This is a genomic window from Robertmurraya korlensis (assembly GCF_023715225.1).
In the GTDB taxonomy this organism is placed as follows: Bacteria; Bacillota; Bacilli; order Bacillales; family Cytobacillaceae; genus Robertmurraya_A.
Genome location: NZ_JAMBNS010000006.1, coordinates 156627 through 173004, shown reverse-complemented (window position 1 = coordinate 173004; position 16378 = coordinate 156627). Strand labels below are relative to the sequence as shown.

Genomic DNA, 16378 nt, shown 5'->3' with positions numbered 1-16378 from the left:
TGATAGCTTAGTAGATCGATCTTATTTCAGCTTTGCAGAATCAAGAAATCCCCTTAATGATCAGACAGAAACGTGGTGTACACTTTTCCCAGGTGAATAGATGTCCATAATATTCCAATGTCCATCGGTAGGTACTGGGTTATTCAACATAGCTACATCAATAACGACTGGTTTATTCGCTTTAATGGCTCTTTCTAATGTAGGCTTGAATTCTCCTGCAGACTGAACCTTGATCCCTTCCACCCCGTAAGCTCTAGCAATTGCTGCATAATCAGGAGAGTAAGGTTCTCCATCCTTTTGGAAAACAGTCCCTAAAGTCGTACCAAAATGAGCTTTTTGCAGACCTGCGATTGTGCCGAATGCAAAATTATTCATTATGACCCATACAACTGGGATATTTTCCTCAGCTGCTGTTGCTAATACAGCTGGATTTTGACCAAAACCGCCGTCACCCACTAATGAGACAACAATTCGATTTGGTGCAGCAATCTTTGCACCGAGGGCTGCTGGTGCTCCAAAGCCCATCGTCGCGTATCCTCCAGGAGTAAGAATGGATCCTGCCTCATAGATAGGAAACTGCTGACCTACTCCATTTTTGTTCCATCCAACATCCGTTGTAATAAGAGCATCTTTAGGAAGGACTTGACGTACTTCGTCAACAATTCGTTGTGGCATCATTGGAAATGATTCATCTTCAATAAACTTCCGATTGCTTTCCTTGAACTCATTCCGATTTTTCACAATTTCTTCTTTTAATGTATCGAGGGAATCCCGTTGTACTCCATATGGGAACATTTCTTCGGCTACTCGATTTAACACGGTTAAGGCCTGTTTTAAATCGGCTACTACACCAATTTCTACCGGGTAGTTCCTTCCAATTTCGCTCGGATCAATATCTATTTGAATTAATTTCGTTGGAGGGAAGTTGAACGTGTATTCCGGTTCCCATGAACTACTATCTGCCTCGGCAAAGCGAGTGCCTAAACCTAAGACGAAATCTGCGGCCTTGCATTTGTCATTAATAAATTTTGTTCCCCAAAAACCTGTCATACCTAGAGTCAATGGATGATCGTCAGAAACTGCGCCTTTTCCCATTAAGGAATGGGCTACAGGCATATTCAATCGATCTACTAGTTCTCTAAGCTGATCTGCTGCATCAGCTAATAAGATCCCACCACCTACATAAAAGATCGGACTTTTTGCTTCAGCTAGCGTTTGGATGATTTTCATTGCTGTTTCATTGTCAATAGATGGCTTATGAAGATTCTTTGCATTCAGCTTCTGCTTTTCAAAGTAAGAGGTTTCTAGTTCTTTTGAAAAAATGTCCATTGGGACGGAGATTAAGACTGGACCTGGATTGCCGCTTTCAGCTAGTTGAAAGGCTTTTTCTAAAATCTCAGGAAAGAGATGTGCGCTATCGACCCTCCATGCTCTTTTGACAAAAGGACGATAAATTTCATATTGAGTGGCATCACCATGTAAATTTACTTCTTGATGTGGATGCTTTCCGTAGTAATGAGTTGGCACATCGCCCGCAATAACAACCATTGGTATTGAATCCAAAGCAGCATTCGCCACTCCCGTTGCCGCGTTTGTGAGTCCTGGACCTAAGTGACTTAAAAGAACGGCTGCTTTTTTCTTTACCCTCGCATAGCCGTCCGCCATATGCGCGGCAATTTGCTCATGTCTAACATTTACAAACTTAATTTTGCTATTCTCTAAAGCAGAAAGTACGGCAATATTTGTGTGACCACAAAGTCCAAAAATATGTTCAATGCCTCTTTCTTCAAGATAATTTACCAATTGATAAGATATTAACTGTTTCATATATGGCCTCCTTTGAAATCTAATAATATTTTGCCGCACTGACCTGAGATGGCGTAAATATATGCCTTTTTAAACTCTTTAAGAGGGAAAATATTAGAAATAATTGGCTTTACATCAAAATCATCATTAAGTAAATAATCTACACACTTGGAAAAATCTTCTGGAAAGTTATAAATGATGGACCCATGAATGGTAATTTCATTTCTTACAATCTGGACAATTGGCAGAGTTGCTTCTGGAGTTAGACCAATCAAAATGACCGATCCGCCTTGTTTAACCACTCGTACCGCTTGTTCTACAGCCTGTTTTACGCCAGCCGCTTCAATTACAACATCGAACTTTTCGTCCTTCACTTCATGAGCTAAAACGGTATTAACCCCAAAAGCAGCTTTTACTTTTTCAAGCTTTGATTGGTATATATCTATTGCAGTCACCTTCGCTCCAAGAAAATTGGCTAAAGCGATTGAAAGCATCCCCTCCGTGCCACAACCGATGACTCCGACCGTTGTACCTTTTGTAATAAAAGCTTTTTCAAAAGCATGAGTTATAACGGCAAATGGTTCAATTAACACTGCTTTTTCATCTTGTAATTCCTCAGGAATTGGAAGAACATACTTTGATGAAATAGAAATCTCTTCTGAAAAAATCCCATCCACATTGACTCCAAGCGACTCCTTATGAGAACAAATATTACGATAACCTCTTTGACAATTCTCACATTCGCCGCAAAACGTATTAGGTGTAACAACAACCTTTGTTCCTATGGTAAGATCGACCTTTTCACCGACCTCAATAACTCTCCCTACTAACTCGTGACCAGGTCGGACCGGGTACTTTGCGTGACCAATCTTTCCCTTATACACACCAATATCAGAACCACAGATACCGCCATAAATGAGTTTAATTCTAACTTCGTTTTCTCTAAGAGGGGATTCAACTGGAAATTCTTTTAGTTCTAGTTCCCCGGGGTTTTTCAAATGTAATCCCCACATAAATGACCACCACCCAAAAAAATAATTAGATCGATCTAAAATAAAGAAAGCGTTATCACAATAGTACCTTTTGTTCCAAATAATAGCAATCAAATATTTTCCGTATAACTGAAAATATAAACTAATCAGATAATTAAAGTCCGACTTTTTTACGTAACGATTTTTCTTCGGTTGCATGAATAGAAAGAAACTCTTTTGCCGTTTCCAAACAGCGTCGGGCGTACTCTTCAAAACCTAGCTCTTTTACTCGTTTAATATTTGGCATTTCAATCGAGCATGGTGTATTCACTGGTAAACTGTTTACGATACCAGCAATATCGATTCCCCCTTCGCCTACATAGAGACGTTCCTCCCTAAGAATCCGCTTCATTTCATCAACTGATGATGGTGCTTGAGAAGGAGCATCGCATAGGTGGAAGTAACGAAAGTAAGAACTAGGAATTTTTTGGAGGTCCTCTAGTTGATCTCCTGAACGGTGGAAATGGTGCGTATCAATCATAATTCCCGCGTTAGATCGATTTGCGGAATGAAGAATGTCTAGCGTATCAGCAAGAGTCCTAACACTTGCTATTGGGACAAATTCAAGTTCAACTGTTAGATCAAATTGCTTGGCAAGATCACACATTTCTCCAAATTTCTCAATTGCATAATTCCTGTTATCTGTCCAAATACTGCTTAGAACATGGCGTCCACCTAACTCTGCGGCAACTTCAAATGCTGGCAAGTAGTTAAATGGATCCATTCCATCAAAAATTCTAGCTAACTCAATATCCAGTAATCTCAAACCTGTGTCTGCAAGTGCTGCCTTTGTCTCTCCCATCATCTGTTTATTGCTTGCAAGGTCATAATTGGGCTCTCCCGGTAGACCCATATAAATCGGCCGAAGACTCACAAAATCATAACCCACTCTAGAAGCAATATGAATAATTTCAGCTGGAGTACAATTAAGTGCAGTAAGGTGCGCAATTGAAAATGGTCTTGTCATCATTTCCCTCCCCAACATACAAGCCTAATCTAGTTACCCAGTTATTTTTCTATTTTCCGTTGGGTCGTTACCTTTGTGTGTAAATGAGAAGAGGGACCTGCTTTCAACATATAGCTTTCACTGCTGCATCCTAGCATCTGGTTTACAGACTTTGCCGTTTGGATAACCCTATTAAGATCCACTCCCGTCTCAACCCCCATTTCATGAAATGCATAAACTAGATCTTCGGTCGCGACATTACCTGTTGCTCCAGGTAAATATGGGCAACCCCCAAGTCCCGCTATCGAACTATCAAAATGAACAATTCCCTGCTGCAACGCACTAACCGCATTTGCAATCGCAAGTCCTCTTGTATTATGAAGGTGCAAAGTAAATAAAATATCAGGAAAAGTATCACGTAAATGGCCGAGCATTTCATATACTTGCTTGGGATTTGCAGTACCAGTCGAATCCGCCAATGAAATTTCTTTAACACCCATAGATTCGTATCTATATACAATCTGATTTATTCTCTCTTGAGGAACTTTCCCCTCAAACGGGCATCCAAAGGCAACGGATATAGACCCTCCCACCTTTATCCCCTTCATCTGTGCTAATTCAACGATCGGATAAAAACCATTCTGTGCTTTTTCCGTTTCACAATTGGCATTAGAGATACTATGTGAGTCAGTGGCTGATAACATGAGCTTTATCTTTTTTATACCTGCCTCAATGGCTCTTTCTGCTCCTCTTACATTAGGTACTAATGCTCTGAATTTAATATTTTTTAAGTCATTACACGATTTGACAACCTCTGTTGCATCCTTTAATTGAGGGATAGCCTTTGGATGAACAAACGAGGTAATCTCAATTGTAGTTACTCCTGTTTCTGCTAACGATCGAATGATGGATATTTTTTCTTCTGTCGGAATCCATTGATCATTTATGGCTTGGAATCCGTCACGAGGAGCAACTTCGCAAATATAAGCCCTTGAAGGTAGCGTAAATACGGTTAAATTGTTCATAGGTTACTCCTTTGCTTAATAGTTCTTACCGTACATAAGTTATTATATCGATCTAATAAACTATTAAAAAAATATGTTAAGTTGAATCCCCACCTTTTAACTATGGTAACATCAATAAAGAAAGCGTTACCATAATAATACATGATTTCCGTTTGTTTGCAAACACATTTACTGAATTTTCTCAATAATTTAAAAAGGAATGGACGTTGATGAGTAGATTTAGTATGTTTTAGTGAGTGGTAGATCGTTCTAATAAAAAGGAGTTACCTAATCCTATGCGATTCTATGTATTTTTAATACCTTTTCAGCTTCATCATTTAATAAAGGGAGCCTCTAGGCTCCCTTTATGTTAATACAATGAATTATGAAGATTTTCTTACTACCAATTCAGGCTGCAAGATAATTCGCTGGGTATCACGGTCTTGATTGACAATTCTTTGGTGAAGCAGAATAGCCGCCTGCGAGCCTATAAGTCTAGCATATGAAGAAACGGTAGTTAATGGTGGGTTATACAATGGTGCCTCATTATTATTATCGAAGCCAACAACAGCTAGATCTTGCCCTGGTTTTAAACCCGCATCGTTTAATCCAAGCATAACACCATGTGCGACTAAATCATTAAAACAAAAGGCAGCTGTAGGTGGACTAGCCTGGAATAACACTTTTCGAATTGCAGCCATTCCACCCTCTCTAGTAACAGGACTTTCTACAATAAGTGTCTCATCGATGTCTAAACCCGCTTGTTTTAACGCACTACAATATCCATTACGCCTTTCCTTCCAGGCAGTTGAATGGGATGTTCCGCCAAGAAATGCAATTCTTCTATGACCTTTATGAATTAGGTGGTTTACAGCCATTTGAGCTCCCACTTCGTAATCAATTCCTACATAGTCACAGGTAACGTTTTCAATTTCCCTCACTGCTAAAACAAGTGGGATATCGATCGCCTTTACCCGTTCAATACTATTTTTTGAGCTTTCTGAAACAGGACATAAAATGATCCCACCAACCCGATGTTCGAGCATTCTAGATATAAGCTGTTCCTGTTTTATATCTGAGTCAAAAGTCGTACCAAGGAATACAGTATAACCTGCTTCCTCTAATGAATGATGAACACCTCTAAGTAGTTCTGCGTAAAATGGATTCGCGATGTCTGTAATTATTAATCCAACTGTTGAAGAAGACTGAGAACGCATATTGGCAGCAACTCTGTCATACACGTAGCCTAGTTCATGCATTGAATTCAATACCTTCTGCTTTGTCTTTTCTGCAATTTTAGAACTGCCACGAACAATTAATGATGCAGTCGCCCGGGAAACGCCAGCATGATTGGCTACATCTTGCAGAGTTACTCTTTTTTTATGCGTCATCTTTAATCACCAGCTCACCAAAATTAATTTAGTTTCTATTCTATCATTCCAATACTAAAGTTAATCAATTAATATACTATTACTATGTAGTATATAAGTATTAGTGTCAACTTTGTTATTCCATAAACTCAACTAAAAATAATGACACTTGTGGTATATAAGTTAAAATAAGAAGTGAAATAACCATTGCAATAAAGAAAGGCATAACCGCTTTTGCTAGTGCTTCTATTGAAATCCCCGAAACACCAGATCCCACAAATAAATTTACGCCCAGTGGAGGTGTAATAAAACCTATTGCTAAATTAACAACCATAATTAAACCAAAGTGAATAGGATCTACTCCAATATTCATGGCTACGGGCAGTAAGAGTGGAGTTAAAATAATAATTGCTGCAACCGTGTCCATAAAACATCCTACGATTAAAAGTAAGATATTGATTAGTAATAGGATAATAATCGGATTACTAGAAATAGAGAGTAATCCCTCGGTAATTTGACTCGGAATTTGTTCGACCGTAAGTATTCGACCAAATGCTGTTGCCGTCCCGACAATAAGCATAATCGTTGCTGTAGTAATACCACTATCAATTAGCATTCGGGGTAAATCTCTAATTTTAAGCTCTCGATATAAGAATATGCCAGCGATAAAGCCGTATACAACGGCAACTCCTGCTGCTTCAGTGGGAGTAAAAATCCCGCCATAAATTCCACCTAGGATAATGAGTGGGACTAAGAGTGCCCATTTTGCATCCCAAGTAGCTTTCAAGAATTCTATAAAAGTACTTTTTCCAATACCTTTGTATCCTTGTTTTCGGGAATAAATATAAGTCCAAATCATTAAGGCGACACCGACTAATATCCCTGGTAAGATTCCAGAGATAAACAACTTTCCGATTGATTGACTACCTACTACTCCGTACATAACCATCGGGATACTTGGAGGAATGATTACGCCAATAGAACCTGCTGCACAGACAACTGCTGTTGCAAATTTCTTATCATAGCCTTGTTTGATCATAGCCGGTATCATAATTCCTCCAACAGCAGCAACAGTTGCAGGTCCTGATCCAGAAATGGCTGCAAAAAACATACAAGTAATAATTGCTGCTATTGCAATACCACCTGTTTTGTCTCCAACAATCGTATTAGCAACTTTAAATAGTCTATCAGATAGTCCACCCTTTCCCATAATCTCCCCCGCTAGAATAAAAAAGGGAACTGCTAATAGAGGGAATGAGTCAATTGAAGTGATTAAACCCTGTGCTAAATATTCTAACGGCATAGAGCCCGTGTATAAAATGGTCACTAAAGTTGATAATCCTATTGAAATACCAATCGGCACCGTAAGTATTAAAAATAGAGCGAGACTGCCAAATAAGACAAGTGCTGTCATCGATTTCCCCTCCGTTTCATTACATGATCAAAATATCAACAGACCAGTTATTACTGTGGAACTTCTTTCCCAAGTAGAATTTTTACCTGCTGGACAATTAGTTGAATTAAGCGAATTGCTGTTAATCCCATACCAATTGGTCCAGCTAAGTAAACAAAACCAACTGGCAAACTAAGGGCAGGTGACAGTTGTCCCCATGTAAGGAGCTTCAATGTAATTTGGTATCCATAAATCAGTCCAAAAAGGGCAAATGCCAAAAATAATAAATTCCCAACTATCCTCAAGGCAGCTTGTGATTTCCCTTTTAAGGCTAAATAAAGTACATCCACACTCATATGTTTTTGCTTTTTCACTCCATAGCTGATTCCTAAGTACACTAGCCAAATAAAGCAGTACCTAGCTAATTCCTCTGACCAAGGTAAAGAATCCTGCAGAACATATCTCATAAATACCTGAACAGAAATAACAACTACCATCACAAAAGAAAATATACCAATAAATAACTCTTCAAAATGCTCGTCAAGCCAATGCAACAATTTCATCATCCATTCACCTCTTTCTGAAGGTAGAATACTCTTTAAATGGTTTCATTTATTTATGTATTTTGGGGAGATATGATGAAAGCTTAAGGGGATTTTCCCCCTTAAGCTCGGTGAAGCTTATTTTTTCAAGTTATTTATTTCTGCTAATAATTGGTCTACAAATTCCTCTCCAATACTAGCAGAATACTTTTCATAAACTGGTTTAACCTTTTCTAGGAACGCTTCCTTTTCTTCGTCTGAAATATCAGTAACCGTCATACCATTCTCAGTTAAGAATTTATATCCATCTTCATCTTCTTTTTGATTTAACTCTCTTTGATAATCTCTAGCTTCATCAGCTGCTTCTTGTACTGCCTTTTTTTCCTCATCGCTTAATGAATTCCAGAAATCTTTGCTAATTAAGAAAGGGCTTGCATTATATACATGGCCAGTCTTCGATAAGTATTTTTGTACTTCATAAAATTTATTTGCTGTAACATTTCCTACTGGATTTTCTTGACCATCAACTACTCCTTGCTGTAATCCTGCAAATAATTCTGTAAACGCCATTGGAGTTGGGTTTGCACCTAATTCAGACCAAATATCCATATGGAGATCATTTTCAAGAGTTCTAATCTTTAATCCTTTTACATCATCTGGTGTTTTTACTTCCTTTACACCATTTGTTAAATGTCTAAAACCATTTTCCCAATAGTTTAATCCAATTACATTCTGACTCTCCAACTCTGCTAATAAATCAGTTCCAATCTTTCCATCTAACACGCCATATGCTACTTCCGAATTCGGAAATAAGAACGGTAAGTCAAATACGTTAAACTTAGGAACAAACTGAGCGATTGGTCCTGTTGACATAGTAGTTCCTTGAATTGATCCAAATTGTAATGATTCAAAAACTTCTCGATCCCCACCTAGTTGGCCGTTTGGATATACCTCTACTTTTATCGATCCATTTGTTTTACTTTCTACTAATTCTCCAAACTTCACTAACCCTTTTGTAAGCGATCGATCTTCTGAAGTTACGACTGCTAATTTCATTAATTTCTCACTTGTCTTAACATCGGAATCCTTTGGTTCTTCATTTTCATTATTTGAAGATTGTTGTGAACACGCACCCAGAACCATTAAGCATAAGACGAATAATAATGATAAAACTCTTTTCATTTCTCATTCACTCCTTATTAAAATTTTTAGAAATTAAACTTTAACTCAAAAAGATAACGCTTTCAAAAATTTACAATAACTTCCCTTTAACCCCTCTTTGATCGTGTGAAAAATTATTAATATTTAGGTATTCAGAATACATTTTCATTTATGAGATCGATTTAATTTATCGTTAGCTAGATTTCCTCCTCTCTTACCCTCTTGATCTAACTTTTGGGATACAATCGGAACGAATTAAATCGATCTAATTTATATCCATAATTTCTCTGTGTTTATAGTATATAACAGATAAATTGAGTAAAACAACCATTTTTTAAAAGATTCTTAATTGTTTGTAAATTAAAGTAGTGCTAATTCCTATTAAAACAAAGCGTTGTTCCCCATTATTCTACAGTAATTAGGATTTATTTTTGCTCATTATTAACACTTGAATTAAATTTTTTATTATATCGATCTAATTTTTTAAATCAAACAAAAATAAAGGCTTACTACCAAGCCTTTATTTTTCCGTCTCTTTTTTATAAATCTCTACCCGGCTTTTTCCCTTCAATTTTGCCTTATAAAGGGCTTTATCCGCATTTGATAAAATGCTTTGTAAGTTATTTCCGTCCTTTGGGAAGACCGCTACTCCCAATGAAGAGGTCACTTCCACCGCCCTGCCATTAAGCCTCCAAGGTTTACTCAATGAATCGCATAACATATACGCGATAGGAACAATATAATGGTCACTTGGTAGGTTAGGAACTATGGCGATAAACTCATCTCCTCCATTTCGTATAATAGGATCCGTGAAGCGAAGATTTGATTGAACTCGTTTCACGAATTGAATAAGTAACTGATCCCCAATCTCATGCCCCATCGTATCATTAACATGTTTGAATGAATCAATATCAAAATAAATTAACCCCACCTTTGTTCCACTTATTTCAGAGTCCAATAGTATAGCAGGTAGTTTTTCTATTAGAAAACGTCTATTATAAACACCTGTAAGTGCGTCTTGGAAAGCAAGTTTTTCTAAATACGACTCATTGTTTTTTCGTTCAGTAATGTCTCGAGCTCCGATAATAATATGATCAAATTCTCCATTTTCCTTAAAAACACATGAACAAATGGATTCGTACCATACATAATCCCCATTGGCTCTTTGTAATCGACCTTCAAACTTATTCTTTAGGACACTACAATCTACCATATCTTCAATTAATTGATTCATTCTCCGCGCATCATCAGGATGGATAATGGAAAACAAAGGTTTACCAATAAAATCCTCAGCTGATAAACCAAGGATATGCTCAAAAGAGGGAGATAAGTATAAAACATTTCCTTGTTTATTGACCGTAATAATAATATCCTTCATATTTTCAGCAATTAAACGGTATGTCCGCTCACTTTCCTGAAGTCGAGCCTCTGCTTTTTTCCGCTCAGTAATGTTTCTACTCACAATGACCAAATGATGACGTTCTCCAGATTCAGCAAAGAAAGGAGTTTTGATAACCTCCCATACTTTACCCATAATCGTTTTCTCCATTTTTAAAGCGGAGCCTTTTATCCAAGCTTGCTCATCAGTACTTTTGTTATATTCAAAAGACTCTCTAAATTTTGGTTGTAATTCAGCTAACTCCAAGTCTGTTTTTCCTAAATAGTCGATTTCTTCTAGCTCATATGCTTTTAAAACTTGCAGGTTTGTTACTATCCATCGGCCATTTCCGTCCTTAACCACGATAAACTCTTGTATCATGTCAATTAAAAAACGCAGTTGTTTTTCATTTTCCGATAAAGTAAGTAGGTCCTCCGTTAGAACTGCCTTCGCATCAAATAACGAGAATGGATTGGTGTTACTCATTTCATTTCACCCTTCTCTTATAAACAATCATTTGTATTTTTTAGTGATATATCCATTTTAGTATAAAAGTCCTATAAAAAGTATAGGAAAAAATTTCTTTCTGGTGAGATAAAAAAAGAACCATTCGACAGGTTTAAACCTGACAAAGGGTTCTTTAATTTTTCAACTATTTGCTTACATTTGTTAGCTCCAATATCCCTTCTCTAGGAACTACATTAAATGCATCAGCTAAAGTTTGTAGTTGTTCATCAGATATTGTTTGTTTCTTACCGCCTTGTGAACAAACGATTGTATATACTTCAGCCGCTTTTTCAGCGGTTTCAATTAATCCGAATGTTTCGTCAATTGTCGTTCCTGCCCCAAATACTCCATGATGAGGCCAAAGTACAAGTCTTGCATTTTCCATTTTCACAGCTGTCTCCTTACCTATTGCATCTGTTCCAGGTACCATCCAAGGGATAATAGACACACCATCTGGAAAAACAACGATACATTCTGTACACATTTCCCAGAGAGTTTTTGTAAAGTCTTTTTCATTTAGACTGTGAGTAAAAGTCATAGCTAACAAATGAGTCGCATGGCAGTGCATGATTACACGGTGATTTGGGTCTACAGCTAAGCGTTTCATATGGTTCATCAAGTGTGTTGGTAATTCACTTGTTGCTATGCCTCCGTCTTCAAAGCCCCATAGAATATCATAATGTCGTCCATCCTCAGTGATTCGGATTAATCCAAGATTAACATCCGGATCATTCGTTACGTTTTTAAAATATTTCCCTGATCCAGTTACGATAAAATATCTCCCAGCCAAAGAAGAAGCATCAAAATTCATTGGTATAGTACGGAGCTTTTTATTTCCTTCTAGGTAAGGATATACTTCTTCCGTTGTTAACAAATAACTAATGTTCCCACCATTTCTTTCGTCCCAACCTAGACGGTATAAGTTAGCTGTCGCCTCTTTCATTTCCTTCACAAATTTAGATTGTAAAATATCTTTATTCAATATACTCACCTGATTCCCTTTTTTTGTTTTCGTTTGTTTATACCATTATAATAAACTCAAACAAAAATTAAATCAACAAAACAAAATAAATTATATTTGTTTATTTCTGTTTTGTTCATAACTCTGTCAAAAACCCATACAAAAACAATCAAGTAAGAATTTACACCGTGAAGGTTAGTAAGCTAACTCCCACTCCGTTTAGTATTTTTTTAATTCCTTAACAATCTCATTAATACGTTTTTCCACTTCATAGAGATTCTTCTGCATGCGTTCACGCCGACCCGTCAAGACCTGCAATTCCTGTTTCAATTCTTCTGTTTTGCTCATGATTTCCCCTCCAGATTATGAAATAACACATGACCGTTTTATTATGTGATTACCCAAGAATCTTATTAATTTGATTTGTATTCTGTCTGATAGGAATTTGCACCAACATGGACAGTTGACCATCAAAATTTATGACACAAAAGATGGAATTAAACAGGAATAAATCGGGAAACTTAGAGTTGGAGGAGGTGGTACATATGCCAAGAGTTGGAGTTGAAGAATCATTATCGAATATCACTAGTGCCCTTCGTGAAAAGGGTTACGATGTTGTTGAGCTTAAGCAAGAATCTGATGTTCAAGGCTGTGAATGTTGCGTTGTTACAGGTATAGACTCAAATGTTATGGGAATGTCTGATACTAGCATTCAAGGGCCAGTGATCGAAGCAAACGGTCTTTCTGCTGATGAGGTATGCCGTCAGGTTGAACAAAGAATGGGAAGATAAGCAGTAAATAATAGAAATCGGTTGGGATAACCCAACCGATTTTATATTTTAACAGATTGCTTTGTAAATAATGGGGATAAGGCATTTGTTTCATCTACATGAATAAAACAATCGTATCGGTCAGAAACTCTAGTTGGTACATAATTTCCTAGATGCTCTACTTCAGGGTTATATACTACACCGATTGCACGATGTCCAATGACATCATTAAACAACGCTCTGTTTTGGTCATCAAACAAAAAGTATTTATTATAAGATCCTGCTTCGTGGACAATGTACTCCCAGCTTCCCTTTCTAGCATTGGGTACCGGAAGCTCCTCAACCTTTCCACCCCATTCACGAGCCGCAATTACCGTTCCACGATGGGTACCGAACCCAACCGCATACACACTATTTCCGTACTTCTCTCGTAACAATTGGCCTACATTTACTACCCCTTCCTCCGCCATGTCAGTCGCACGAGCATCTCCTATATGGGTATTATGTTCCCACACCACACATTTCGCCTTTTTTTGATAAGATGCTATGATTTTTTCTATTGCAGTTACCATATGGCCATCACGTATATTCCAGTCATCTGGACCCCTTTTAGCCATGGCCCGATAATATCGCTCTGCATTTAACATCACCAAACTGTTTATGTCGATATTTAATCCTTGTTCGTTATTCCCATCATATTTGTGCTTATTTTGTTGAAGGGTTACTAATACATTTAATACTTCCTCTGTACAACCTTCCCCATAAAAAGCGGCAGACACCGCATAGTCTTCTACTTTACGGTTAAATGGTTCAAAACATTCGAAAGCTTTTTTCGCAGATTCAACCATAGAAGGTGACACTTTTTCAAGCTGGTAAATGATTTCATCCATCGACTCCCAAAGACTGTACACATCAATTCCATAAAAACCAACTTGCGAATGAGTCCTTTCGTTATATTGCTTTAACCAAGCGATAAAATCCAAGACTTCTTCATTTGCCCACATCCATGTTGGCCAGCGGTCAAAATGAGAAAATGCATCTTTTGCTACTCCACCTCGATAGCCCTTAGCATACTCATTGACCGTAAAACAAGATGGCCAATCTCCCTCAACAGCAACAAAGGAAAAGCCTTTTTCTACTATTAATTTCTTTGTGAGTTCAGCTCGAATTTTATAGAATTCACTTGTACCGTGGGTAGCTTCCCCTAATAAAACAAAATCGGCTTCCCCAGCTACCTCAACAATTTCAGATAAATCATCATAGGTGTCAAAACGAACAGAATGATTTTGTATATCTTTAATTCTCTTGTCATAAATACGCATATGTCCCCTCCTATCATGAGCTTTATTTTTTCCAAACAGAGGATGAACAAAGCATGGAAATTCCTGCAGAACACTATGGGCATAAACAAGTGAAATTTGTCAAAGCCTATGAAAAAGGAGATGATATGGTGAAAAAAAATAACGAATACTTAACCAATGCAGCCAAGCAAAATCAAGTAACCATCCAAAATGGCGGCGATTTTCCTAATTTAAAAAATATTCCTGGTGATTCGGTTGATGAGCACAAAAATCAAGAAGTAGCAAACCAAATCATTACTGGAGATGAAATTAAACAGCAAAATGAAAACTTATAAAAGCACCCCAAAGGGTGCTTTTACGAACAGATCAGCCCATACCTGGCTGGTGACTTTTTAATTGCTTGTTAATTAGATCGTCTCTCTCTCCCCCATCTGCTAGCTCTTCTGAAAATTCATCTGTGTTTGAACCCTTCTGCCTAACAAGGTTTGATGTACGAATGGTTTTAGGAGAAAGATTATTGTTTGGTGCGGCTTGTTCATTCCAGTCACTCATTTTTCATACCTCCTTACTTTTTTGTACATTTTAGCTTTCTGCGCTACACTAAAACTATGCATAAAAAAATTGAAAGTGGTGTGAAAGGATGACAAATCAAGAAATTGAACAAAAGATTACAGAGCTAAAAGTGGAATATGTACAAATTCAAAATGATATTGAAAAGCTTGAATCATTTAATCAATCTGTTGAAAAACTAGAAGGAAAGCTGCAGGAAATTGAGAAAGAATTGGCCTACTATCATTCAATAGAAAACTAAAAAACAAAGTGGCTCATTCTCTAAGCCACTTTGTTTTTTAGTTTACATAATATAATTACTGTTAACCTTCAAACGAAAAACGAGCAGCATTCGCTGCTCGTTTCTTTTAACGACGGTGTTGGACTAGGTCAATGACCCCTAAAACGACATGTGCTAAGCCGAATCCAAAAACCGTATTCGCAACCATTTTGTTGGTTCCACGTTTTTGTTTCAGTGCATATCCAGTGGCAGTCACAGCAGAACCTAATGCAGTTGGAATTAACCCTTCGCGTATATTCATCGCTTGAATCCCTCCACACATCGTTTTTGGGTGAACTAACACCCTCCTTATTGTGCTCCTAAGATTGGTTGTTATGCTAGCTTCTTTATTTGATCCAACCCTCGAAAAATTTCTCATATCCCTTTTTCATTACAGTACTTGAAAATGCACTAAACGCATAGTCACGATTGACGCTTGATGTTTGAATAGGAGAACTTAATGCCATATTTACTAGCTCAAACCAATTTTTCTCATTACCAGCAAAAGAATGTGGTGCACTAATATGGTTGTAACAAGGATGTTCAGGTTTGACAACAATCTTCCCCATCGCTAGTGCCTCTGTTAGCGGCATGGCAAATGTGTCAAACTTTGAGCTGCTCCAATAGACTTTGGAAGAATTCATTAAGGTAAAAACTTCATCTTGTGAAAGTGCAAATTGTAGTTTCACGTTCGAAGGGATGTCATATTTTTTCATACTTTCCCTATAACGCTCGCCTCCAAAAACCATGAACACCTCCGTTTGAGGATTTTGTTTCGCATATTCAATCACTAGATCTGGACGCCTGTTTTCTTCATCTCTTCCAATCCAAAGGAGACGATTGTTAACGACTTGGGAAGGGTCATAATACTTAGTTGCCATCTCCTCATTAAAACCAATCGGGATGACAGTCACATCGTGAACACCGTAATTTCTGGCCATTTCACCTTTTAAAAATTCAGTTTGAACAATAGCCTTGTCCACAATGGAGTAAAACGGCTTCATCATTTCATAACCTGTTAAAGCAGGATCTGGAAAGCTATGTGGAAATAAAACACTATTCTTTAAGAACATATTTAAAAAAGTAAAACCAGAGACCGTGTAAATCACATGGTCTATTTTTTGAGAATAGATTTGGTCTAAGACGATATCATAATTGACAAGGTCTCCTTTTTCATGTTCAAATCCTGGAAGCCAATCGTATCCACTTACATGTCTTTCAGGAGAGATAAATACAATTTCTACTCCAAGCTCACTTGAGATTGCTTTTAAACGCTCTGCAAATATTCGAGGGCCTTGTGCCTCGCTAAACTGTATCTTTCTCATAACTAATCCGACTTTTGTCATATATGTCAACCCCAATACATAATCAATAAAATG

18 protein-coding genes are annotated in these 16378 nt (G+C 37.4%); 3 read left to right on the top strand and 15 right to left on the bottom strand.

The genetic code is table 11. The features are described from left to right. Positions 1-60: 60 nt before the first annotated feature. From M3175_RS12880 to M3175_RS24915, 11 genes are all read right to left on the bottom strand, one after another. A complete protein-coding gene (locus tag M3175_RS12880; protein ID WP_251519550.1) occupies positions 61-1827 on the bottom strand; it encodes a thiamine pyrophosphate-binding protein in 1767 nt (588 codons plus the stop codon). After that, entirely contained in the window at positions 1824-2804 is a 981-nt protein-coding gene (locus tag M3175_RS12875; RefSeq protein WP_251519549.1) for a zinc-dependent alcohol dehydrogenase, read from the bottom strand. The genes M3175_RS12880 and M3175_RS12875 overlap by 4 nt, the downstream gene beginning before the upstream one ends. A gap of 148 nt (positions 2805-2952) precedes the next feature. Beyond that, entirely contained in the window at positions 2953-3804 is an 852-nt protein-coding gene (locus M3175_RS12870; RefSeq protein WP_251519548.1) for a sugar phosphate isomerase/epimerase family protein, read from the bottom strand. 41 nt (positions 3805-3845) lie between these two features. Beyond that, complete coding sequence (locus M3175_RS12865) at positions 3846-4808, bottom strand: hydroxymethylglutaryl-CoA lyase (RefSeq protein ID WP_251519546.1); 963 nt, start codon at positions 4806-4808, stop codon at positions 3846-3848. A gap of 362 nt (positions 4809-5170) precedes the next feature. Beyond that, positions 5171-6178 (bottom strand): LacI family DNA-binding transcriptional regulator, encoded by a 1008-nt coding sequence (locus M3175_RS12860; protein WP_251519544.1) that lies wholly within the window; start codon positions 6176-6178, stop codon positions 5171-5173. Positions 6179-6293: 115 nt separating this feature from the next. Further along, positions 6294-7571, bottom strand: a complete 1278-nt coding sequence (locus tag M3175_RS12855) for a TRAP transporter large permease (RefSeq protein WP_251519543.1) — start codon at positions 7569-7571, stop codon at positions 6294-6296. Between the two features lie 50 nt (positions 7572-7621). Further along, complete coding sequence (locus tag M3175_RS12850; protein WP_251519542.1) at positions 7622-8116, bottom strand: TRAP transporter small permease; 495 nt, start codon at positions 8114-8116, stop codon at positions 7622-7624. A gap of 114 nt (positions 8117-8230) precedes the next feature. After that, positions 8231-9274: a TRAP transporter substrate-binding protein gene (locus M3175_RS12845; protein WP_251519541.1), complete on the bottom strand. Its 1044-nt coding sequence runs from the start codon at positions 9272-9274 to the stop codon at positions 8231-8233. Between the two features lie 499 nt (positions 9275-9773). Further along, positions 9774-11117, bottom strand: coding sequence for a sensor domain-containing diguanylate cyclase (locus M3175_RS12840; protein ID WP_251519536.1), 1344 nt, complete (start codon positions 11115-11117; stop codon positions 9774-9776). 166 nt (positions 11118-11283) lie between these two features. Then, positions 11284-12120 (bottom strand): rhamnulose-1-phosphate aldolase, encoded by an 837-nt coding sequence (rhaD, locus tag M3175_RS12835; RefSeq protein WP_251519529.1) that lies wholly within the window; start codon positions 12118-12120, stop codon positions 11284-11286. A 198-nt stretch (positions 12121-12318) separates the two neighbouring features. Beyond that, complete coding sequence (locus M3175_RS24915; protein WP_276131112.1) at positions 12319-12447, bottom strand: hypothetical protein; 129 nt, start codon at positions 12445-12447, stop codon at positions 12319-12321. 197 nt (positions 12448-12644) lie between these two features. On the opposite strand from M3175_RS24915, the gene M3175_RS12830 reads away from it, so the two are divergent. After that, positions 12645-12890 (top strand): YkuS family protein, encoded by a 246-nt coding sequence (locus M3175_RS12830; protein ID WP_251519528.1) that lies wholly within the window; start codon positions 12645-12647, stop codon positions 12888-12890. 41 nt (positions 12891-12931) lie between these two features. Here M3175_RS12830 and M3175_RS12825 read toward each other — a convergent pair whose 3' ends face one another. After that, positions 12932-14191, bottom strand: coding sequence for an erythromycin esterase family protein (locus M3175_RS12825; protein ID WP_251519527.1), 1260 nt, complete (start codon positions 14189-14191; stop codon positions 12932-12934). A 53-nt stretch (positions 14192-14244) separates the two neighbouring features. Between M3175_RS12825 and M3175_RS12820 the strand changes: the two genes are divergently transcribed. Next, the gene (locus tag M3175_RS12820) at positions 14245-14505 is read left to right on the top strand and encodes a hypothetical protein (RefSeq protein WP_371321687.1); all 261 of its coding nucleotides are present in this window, start codon (positions 14245-14247) and stop codon (positions 14503-14505) included. 31 nt (positions 14506-14536) lie between these two features. Here M3175_RS12820 and M3175_RS12815 read toward each other — a convergent pair whose 3' ends face one another. Continuing rightward, the gene (locus M3175_RS12815; RefSeq protein ID WP_251519526.1) at positions 14537-14722 is read right to left on the bottom strand and encodes a hypothetical protein; all 186 of its coding nucleotides are present in this window, start codon (positions 14720-14722) and stop codon (positions 14537-14539) included. An 88-nt stretch (positions 14723-14810) separates the two neighbouring features. Between M3175_RS12815 and M3175_RS12810 the strand changes: the two genes are divergently transcribed. Then, the gene (locus tag M3175_RS12810) at positions 14811-14981 is read left to right on the top strand and encodes an SE1832 family protein (protein ID WP_251519525.1); all 171 of its coding nucleotides are present in this window, start codon (positions 14811-14813) and stop codon (positions 14979-14981) included. A 106-nt stretch (positions 14982-15087) separates the two neighbouring features. Here M3175_RS12810 and M3175_RS12805 read toward each other — a convergent pair whose 3' ends face one another. Continuing rightward, positions 15088-15261 carry an asparagine synthase gene (locus M3175_RS12805; RefSeq protein WP_251519524.1) on the bottom strand — a complete coding sequence of 58 codons (174 nt, stop codon included), beginning with the start codon at positions 15259-15261 and terminating at the stop codon, positions 15088-15090. A gap of 85 nt (positions 15262-15346) precedes the next feature. Further along, positions 15347-16345: a glycosyltransferase gene (locus tag M3175_RS12800; protein ID WP_251519523.1), complete on the bottom strand. Its 999-nt coding sequence runs from the start codon at positions 16343-16345 to the stop codon at positions 15347-15349. Between the last annotated feature and the right edge of the window lie 33 nt (positions 16346-16378).